This window comes from Kitasatospora sp. MY 5-36 (genome assembly GCF_001182915.1).
Taxonomy (GTDB): domain Bacteria; phylum Actinomycetota; class Actinomycetes; order Streptomycetales; family Streptomycetaceae; genus Kitasatospora.
This window is the reverse complement of sequence record NZ_LFVW01000565.1, coordinates 1-7612: the sequence shown is the minus strand read 5'-3', so window position 1 is coordinate 7612 and position 7612 is coordinate 1. Positions and strand designations below refer to the sequence as shown.

General features: G+C 74.3%; 7 protein-coding genes. 4 read left to right on the top strand and 3 right to left on the bottom strand.

Translation table 11 applies throughout. The features are described from left to right. Positions 1-301, top strand: a 301-nt coding sequence (locus AE652_RS30225; protein WP_049657244.1) for a sulfurtransferase, incomplete at its 5' end; no start/stop codon positions are given. A gap of 56 nt (positions 302-357) precedes the next feature. Here the strand turns inward: AE652_RS30225 and sepH are convergent. Next, positions 358-1440 (bottom strand): septation protein SepH, encoded by a 1083-nt coding sequence (sepH, locus tag AE652_RS30220; RefSeq protein WP_074005654.1) that lies wholly within the window; start codon positions 1438-1440, stop codon positions 358-360. 517 nt (positions 1441-1957) lie between these two features. Between sepH and AE652_RS30215 the strand changes: the two genes are divergently transcribed. Beyond that, positions 1958-2839 (top strand): hypothetical protein, encoded by an 882-nt coding sequence (locus AE652_RS30215; protein WP_049657239.1) that lies wholly within the window; start codon positions 1958-1960, stop codon positions 2837-2839. Here AE652_RS30215 and AE652_RS30210 read toward each other — a convergent pair. After that, a complete protein-coding gene (locus AE652_RS30210; RefSeq protein WP_049657237.1) occupies positions 2836-4158 on the bottom strand; it encodes a D-arabinono-1,4-lactone oxidase in 1323 nt (440 codons plus the stop codon). The two genes, AE652_RS30215 and AE652_RS30210, sit on opposite strands and share 4 nt — an antisense overlap. Positions 4159-4261: 103 nt before the next feature. Continuing rightward, positions 4262-5530 carry an MFS transporter gene (locus AE652_RS30205; RefSeq protein ID WP_049657236.1) on the bottom strand — a complete coding sequence of 423 codons (1269 nt, stop codon included), beginning with the start codon at positions 5528-5530 and terminating at the stop codon, positions 4262-4264. Positions 5531-5661: 131 nt separating this feature from the next. Here AE652_RS30205 and AE652_RS30200 point away from each other — a divergent pair, with 131 nt between their 5' ends. Together AE652_RS30200 and AE652_RS30195 are read left to right on the top strand one after the other, a co-directional pair. Continuing rightward, on the top strand, positions 5662-6804 hold the full coding sequence (locus AE652_RS30200) for a ferrochelatase (protein WP_049657234.1): 1143 nt from the start codon (positions 5662-5664) through the stop codon (positions 6802-6804). Between the two features lie 87 nt (positions 6805-6891). After that, positions 6892-7612: inositol monophosphatase family protein (locus AE652_RS30195; RefSeq protein ID WP_049657231.1), on the top strand; the 721-nt coding region annotated here is incomplete at its 3' end.

Here is a 7612-nt window from a genome sequence, read left to right as displayed (position 1 = left end):
CGAGACCGAGCCGGTGGACCCGCGGGCCGGGCACATCCCGGGCGCGGTCTCGGCGCCGACGGCCGACAACGTGGGCCCGGACGGCCGGTTCCGGCCGGCCGCCGAGCTGGCCGCCCGGTTCCGTGGGCTGGGCGCGGGGGAGCGGGAGACGGCGGTGTACTGCGGTTCGGGCGTGACGGCGGCGCACCAGGTCCTGGCGCTGGAGGTGGCGGGCCTGCCGGCCGCGCTGTACCCGGGCTCGTGGAGCGAGTGGTCGAGCGACGGGGCGCGCCCGGTGGCGGTCACCGACCAGCCGGGCTGATCTCCCCGGGCATGCCGAAGGGGCGGGAGGCCCGGCCTCCCGCCCCTTCGGCGTCGCTACTCCTGCTTCTTGCGCCGGCTGCCGAAGACGATCTCGTCCCAGCTGGGCACGGTGGCCCGGCGACCGGGCCGGACGCCGTCCGCCTCGGCCTGCCGGTCGGTGGTGCCGACCAGGCGCTCGCGGTGCGGGGCGACGGCGCGCGGCATCAGGATGTCGGCGTAGGCCGAGCCCGCGCCGACCGCCGGGGCGGCGGCCGCAGCGGCCGACTCCTCGGTCTCCTCGGCGACCTCGGCGGGCACCGGCTCGATCGGGGCGGGGGCGCCGACGGCGAGGTCGCCGCGGAAGGCGGGGACCACGTCGAGCAGGCTGGTCAGCGAGTCCCGGGCGTCGGCGGTGGCCTCCCGCGACTCGCGGACCTCGCGGGACGACATGATGCGGTCGGCCGAGGGCCGGTCGATCATCGGGCGGGGCGGCCGGTCCTGGGGGAGCCGGGCGATCCGCGGGATGAACGGGAAGACCGACTCCTCCTCGCGCTCGACGTTCTCGCCGATCAGCGCGCGGGCCTCGTCGTCGTTGGGCTGGACCAGGCGCCGGGGCGGGTCGTACGTCCAGGAGGCACTGCGGCCCTCGCCGTCGGCCCGGTAGGAGAGGATGACCTCCCAGGTGCCGTCGTCGCGCCGCCAGGAGTCCCAGCGCTCGGTCTCCTTCTCGGCGCCGCGCAGCGCGAGCCGCTCGGCGACGGCCTCGCCGAGCTGCGGGCCGGGGGACTCGCCGTTGCGGCGGATGGCGGTCTTGCGGGCGCGCTCGGCCATGAAGGCGCGCTCGGCGAGCACCGGGCCCTCGAAGCGGCGGACGCGGTCGACGGAGATCCCGGCGGCCTGGGCGACCTCCTCCGCGGAGGCACCGGCTCGTATCCGCGCCTGGATGTCCCGGGGGCGGAGGTGGCTCTCGACCTCGATCTCGATCTGGCCGAGGCGCGGCCGGTCGCCACGGATGGCGGCGCGCAGCCGTTCGTCGATGGGAAGGGTGTACTCCGTGCTGTCGGCAGCCTTGAGCACCAGCCGTGTGCCGTCGTTGCTGACGGCCACAACCCGCAGTTCGGGCACGGTTACCTCCCGGGTGGTGCCTGCCGACGTCACCTGCGTCGCTGCTCCCGTACTGAGTGTGGCCTGCCCACTCGCGACTGGCCACAACCTTGCTGAGTTCCCCGGCGTGTCGGGCTTACGCCCGCGCACGCCGCTGTGGCACGGTTGCCTTTTTGCCACGCCATCGGTTGACGTCGCGCCTGGGTGTCCCGGCCGTCCTCGCACGCGCAGTGAACGCGACGTTCCGGGACGGGCGTCGCCGTGCGTGCCCGGTCCGTGTCTCCTTGTCAAGCTGCCGGTGGGGGCGCAGTCGACAAGTCGACCCAAGGCTCGGGCTTTACGAACAGTACTCCATTCGTGGCATCCACAGGGGCGGCTCGCCGCTCAAGTCTCCCGCGATTCACGGGAATCTCAAGAGCGTGCTCCCCCGACGGCGGAGCACCGCCGGACGGACGGTGATCATCTTCACACAATCCGGGCGCCGAGAACCGCATTTTCGTCCCTTGTGTCCTTCTTTGGGCAAGATGGAGAGCCTTGTACGAAGAACAGCCGTAGGGACCGAGGGATGTTGATGCCGGAGCGGAGCCCCGCCGAGGAGGGCGGCAAGGCCAAGGAGGAGCGCAGGCGCATCGATCTGAGTGTGGCTCAGGTCGCGGCGAGTGCGCTGGCCACGGTGGTGGGTGCGCTGCTGGCCTCCGAACTGGGGGTGTACGGCACGATCCTGGGCGCCGCCGTGGTGAGCATCGGGGCCACCACCGGCGGCGCGGTGTTCCAGCACATCTTCAAGCGGACCGGCGAGCAGCTGCGCGAGGCGGTGGACCGGGGGCCGAACCAGGCGGCCAACACCCTGCGCCAGGTGCCGGTCGAGTCCGAGCTGCCGGAGACGCGGGTGCAGCCGCCGGTGATCACCTCGGAGTGGAACGAGCCGCAGGTGGTCCGGGCGCGTCGCCGGTGGGGCTGGAAGACGTACGCGGCGGTGTCCGGGTTGGTCTTCGTGCTGGCGATGACGCCGATCGTGGTGTTCGAACTGGCCACCGGGCAGCCGGTGTCGGCGACGGTCAAGGGCGAGTCCGGCAACGGCACGTCCTTCGGCGGCTCGGTGGCGCCCAAGTCCTCCCGGCAACAGGACGCCCCGCCGGAGCGGCCGTCCCAGGGCGGGAACGGGAAGCAGGGGCAGGACAACGCGCCCTCCGGCGGCGCCTCCGCCCCGTCGACCACCCGGCCGAGCCGGGAGCCGGTCGACACGCCGAGCACCGGCGCGGGGACGGGCTCGCCCTCGGCGGGCCCGAGCGCGACCCCGTCGGCCGGCGCCTCCCCGTCGGCGGGAGGCGGGAAGCCCACCGGCGGAGCGACCCCGCAGCCGACGGCGCCGAACAGCGCCCCGGCGAACGAACCGGCGAAGGCGCCGGTGGCCCCGCCGCCGGCCGACGGGAACAACGCGGCGACGCCCTAGTCGCCCAGCACCCGGCGCAGGTAGTCGTTGCCGAACAGCCGCCGCGGGTCGACCTCGTCGCGCAGTGCGGTGAAGTCGCCGAAGTGCGGGTAGACGCCGGCCAGGTAGGCGGCGTCGCGGGTGTGCAGCTTGCCCCAGTGCGGCCGTCCCTGATGGGCGGTCATCAGCTGTTCCACGCCGGTGAAGTAGCCCTGGTCGGCGGTGCCCCGGTAGAGGTGGACGGCGATGTAGGCGCTGTCCCGGCCGGAGGCGGTGGAGAGCCAGAGGTCGTCGGAGGGGGCGAAGCGCACCTCGACCGGGAAGCCGACCTTCCAGTCGGAGCGCTCGACCAGGGACTTCAGCTCGCGCAGCACCTCGCCGACGGCCGCGCGCGGCACCGCGTACTCCATCTCCACGAAGCGGACCTTGCGCGGGCTGGTGAACACCTTGTACGCGGTGTCGGTGAAGCTGCGCTCGGACCAGGCCCGGCTGGCCAGCGAGGCGATCGAGGGGATCGAGCCGGGGAAGCGCCGGCCGACCCGGCAGGCCCCCTCCCAGACGGTGTTGGAGAGGAAGTCGTCCTCCAGCCACTCCTTGAACCGGGGCAGCGGGGCGGCCGGGCCCTGGCTGCGGTTGTTGCGCTTGGTGGAGCAGCGGTCGGTGTGCGGGAACCAGTAGAACTCGAAGTGCTCGTTGACGGCGGTGAGGTCGTCCAGGCGCTCCAGCACCTCGTCGAAGCCCATCGGCTGCTCGTGCGCGGTGAGCAGGAAGGCCGGTTCGACGCCGAAGGTGAGCGCGGTGATCACGCCGAGGGCGCCGAGGCCGAGCCGGGCGCCCTGGAAGAGCCGGGGGTTCTCGGTGGGGGAGCAGTGCCGGACGGTGCCGTCGGCGAGGACGATCTCCAGCGCGCGGATCTGGGCGGCCAGCGAGCCGGAGTCGCGGCCGGTGCCGTGGGTGCCGGTGCTGGTGGCGCCGGCCACGGTCTGGACCTCGATGTCGCCCATGTTGGTCAGCGAGAGGCCCTCGGTGGCGAGGACGCGGTTGAGCCGGTGCAGCGGGAGGCCGGACTCGACGGTGATGGTGCCGGCCTCGCGGTCGATCTCGCGGACGGCGGTGAGCGCGTGCGGGCGGATCTGGACGCCGTCGTCGGCGGAGGCGATCGAGGTGAAGGAGTGGCCGGATCCGACGGCCTTGACGGTGCGGCCCTGTTCGGCGGCCCGCCGGATCTCCCTGGCCAGCTCCTCCACGGTGCCGGGGGCGGCGGCCCGGGCGGGCCGGGCGCTCTGGTTGCCGGCCCAGTTGGTCCACCGGGTGGGGGTCGCGGTACTGGCCTGGGGCATTGCGCTGCCTCCTGCTCCGTGGCCGAACGGGTTCGGCGCGGTCCGGGGCGGCGCAGCCGCCCTACCCATGGGTAGCCCCGTGGGTAGGGCGAGGCTAGTCAGTTCACCGTTCGGCGTCTACGGTCCGTCCGGCCCCTTCGGCGGCCGTCCCGGCACCGGCTTCGGCGGTCAGGCCGGCGCGCAGCCGGCCGAGGCCGGCGAGGGCGGCGACCACTCCGAGCAGGCCGGCGGCCAGCGGCACCCAGTAGCCCGCGGCGGCGCCGGAGGCGTCGATCACCCAGCCGCCGGCCGAGGAGCCGGCCGCGACGCCGAGGGCCAGGCCGGTGGTGGTCCAGGTCATGCCCTCGGTCAGCTGGGCGGCCGGGACGAGCCGCTCGACCAGGGCCATCGCGGTGATCAGGGTGGGGGAGATGGCGATGCCGGCGACCAGCAGCGCGGCTCCGACCACGACCAGCCCGCCGATGCCGTGCACCGCGTGGGCGACCAGCAGCAGCGGCACCATGCTGACGGCCATGAACAGGACGCCGACGAGGAAGCGGACCGCCATCGAGCCGGTGAGCTTGAGGGTGCCGAAGACGACCCCGGCCAGGCAGGACCCGAGCGCCCACAGGGCGAGGATCACGCTGGAGATCGACTTGTGGCCCTGGGCCTCGGCGTAGGCGACGGTGACCACCTCGACCGAGCCGAAGATCGCGCCGGTGGCGACGAAGGTCAGGATCAGCGTCTGGAGGCCGCGGTTGAGGATGACCGAGCCGCCCTCCTGCCGGGCGGCCGGATGGACCGGCGGCTCGGTGGAGCGCTGCCCGGCGAACAGCAGGACGCCGACGGCGAGGAAGATCCCGGCGAGCAGCACGCCGGCTTCGGGGAAGACGGAGGTGGCGAGGCCGATGGAGAGGATCGGGCCGACGATGAAGCAGACCTCGTCGACCACGGCCTCGAAGGAGTAGGCGGTGTGCAGCTTGCCGGTGTCCTCGCGGTAGAGGTGGGCCCAGCGGGCGCGGACCATCGCGCCGGTGCTCGGCATCACGCCCATGCCGGCGGCGAAGACGAACAGCGTCCAGTCCGGGGCCTCCAGCCGGGCGCAGAGCAGCAGGCCGGTGACGGCGACGATGGTGAGCGCCATGGCGGGGACGATGATCCTGCGCTGGCCGTGCCGGTCCACCAGCCGGGAGACCTGCGGGCCGAGGAGCGCGGCGGAGACCGCGAGGCAGGCCGAGACCAGGCCGGCGACCCCGTAGGAGCCCCGGAGCTGGGACAGCATGGTCACGATGCCGATCCCGGTCATGGAGATCGGCAGTCGGGAGACGAAGCCGGTGGTGGAGAAGGCCAGAGTGCCGGGGGAGGCGAATATCTGGCGGTAGCTGGACAGCACGGGAGCTCCGGGCGGGGGAGTAAGGAACAAGGCTGGCAAACACAGCTTACGTACGTTGGCAAACGGTATTTTCCGGGCACTCGCGCGGCCCCGGCGACGGTGCCCGGTCCCTCAGTGGCAGGATCGGTTCCATGTCCGACGCGCGCAAACCCTCCCCGTCCGGCGCCGCCCCGTACGACGCCTTGCTGCTGCTGTCCTTCGGCGGGCCCGAGGGCCCCGAGGACGTCGTCCCGTTCCTGGAGAACGTCACCCGCGGCCGCGGCATCCCCAAGGAGCGGCTGAAGGAGGTGGGCAAGCACTACTTCATGTTCGGCGGGGTCAGCCCGATCAACGGGCAGAACCGCGAGCTGCTCGCCGCGCTGCGCGAGGACTTCGCCGAGCACGGGCTGGACCTCCCGGTCTACTGGGGCAACCGGAACTGGGCGCCCTACCTGGTCGACACCCTGCGGGAGCTGGCCGCCGACGGGCACCGCCGGATCGCCGTGCTCGCCACCAGCGCGTACGCCGGCTACTCGGGCTGCCGCCAGTACCGGGAGAACCTGGCCGACGCGCTGGCCGCGCTCGCCGAGGAGGGCGGGCCCGCCCTGCGGGTCGACAAGCTGCGGCACTTCTACAACCACCCGGGCTTCGTCGAGCCGATGGTCGACGCCGCCCTGGCCGCCCTGGACGAGCTGCCCGAGGCCGTCCGCGCCGGCGCCCGGCTGGCGTTCACCACCCACTCCATCCCGCACTCCATGGCCGAGTCCTCCGGCGCCCCGGACGACCCGGCCCGCGGCGAGTCCGGCGGCGCGTACGTCGCCCAGCACCTGGACGTGGCCCGGCTGATCGCCGCCGCGCTGGCCGAGCGCACCGGCGTGGCCGACCGGCCGTGGGAGCTGGTGTACCAGAGCCGCAGCGGGGCCCCGCACATCCCGTGGCTGGAACCCGACATCTGCGACCACCTGGAGGCCCAGCACGCCGACGGCGCGCCCGCCGTGGTGATGGTCCCGATCGGCTTCGTCTCCGACCACATGGAGGTCAAGTACGACCTCGACACCGAGGCCGTCGCCAAGGCCGCGGAGATCGGCCTGCCGGTCTCCCGCGCCGCCACCGTCGGCGCCGACCCCCGGTTCACCGCCGCCGTGCGCGAGCTCGTCCTGGAGCGCGCCGCCACCGAGCGCGGCGAGCCGGTGACCCGCTGCGCCCTGGGCGCCCTCGGCCCCAGCCACGACGTGTGCGCGGTGGCCTGCTGCCCCAACCCGCGGGCCCCGCGTCCGGCCGTCGCCGAGCGCTGACCGCCCGCTCCATCCGTCCCGCAAGTCCCGCCCGCTCCACCCGTCCCGCCCGTCCCGCTCGTCCCGTCGCCCCGGAGGAGAACCCCCGTGCCCACCCCCGCCCTGCCCGACGACGGCCTCCTCGACGACCTGCTGGAGGTCGCCCTGGACGCGGCCCGGCAGGCCGGCGCCCTGCTGCGCGACGGCCGCCCGGCCGACCTCGGCGTGGCCGGTACCAAGAGCAGCCCGGTCGACGTGGTCACCGAGATGGACCTCGCCTCCGAGAAGCTCGTCCTGGAGCTGATCACCGACCGCCGCCCCGAGGACGGCTACCTGGGCGAGGAGGGCGCCGAGCGGCCGGGCACCAGCGGGGTCCGCTGGGTCGTGGACCCGCTCGACGGAACGGTCAACTACCTTTACGGGCTGCCTTCCTGGGCGGTCAGCGTGGCCGCCGAGGTGGACGGCCGGGCGGTCGTCGGCGTGGTGTACGCGCCGGCCCGCGGCGAGCTGTTCCACGCCGTCCTGGGCCGCGGCGCCCGCCTCGACGGCCGCCCGCTCTCGGCCCGCCCGGCCCCGCCCTGGGGCCAGGCGCTGATCGCCACCGGCTTCAACTACGTCCAGCCGGTGCGGGTCCGGCAGGCCGAGGTGCTGCTGGCGCTGATGCCGGAGGTGCGGGACATCCGCCGGGGCGGGGCGGCCGCGGTGGACCTGTGCGACGTCGCCGCCGGGCGGCTGGACGGCTACTACGAGCGCGGCCTGGCCCCCTGGGACCGGGCGGCCGGCTGCCTGATCGCCACCGAGGCCGGCGCCCTGGTCGGCGGCCGGCCCG

Excerpts from the sequence above, each read along its gene's own strand:
- AE652_RS30215 (WP_049657239.1), top strand. The coding sequence starts at position 1,958 with ATGCCGGAGCGGAGCCCCGCCGAGGAGGGCGGCAAGGCCAAGGAGGAG.
- AE652_RS30210 (WP_049657237.1), bottom strand. The coding sequence starts at position 4,158 with ATGCCCCAGGCCAGTACCGCGACCCCCACCCGGTGGACCAACTGGGCC.
- AE652_RS30200 (WP_049657234.1), top strand. The coding sequence starts at position 5,662 with ATGTCCGACGCGCGCAAACCCTCCCCGTCCGGCGCCGCCCCGTACGAC.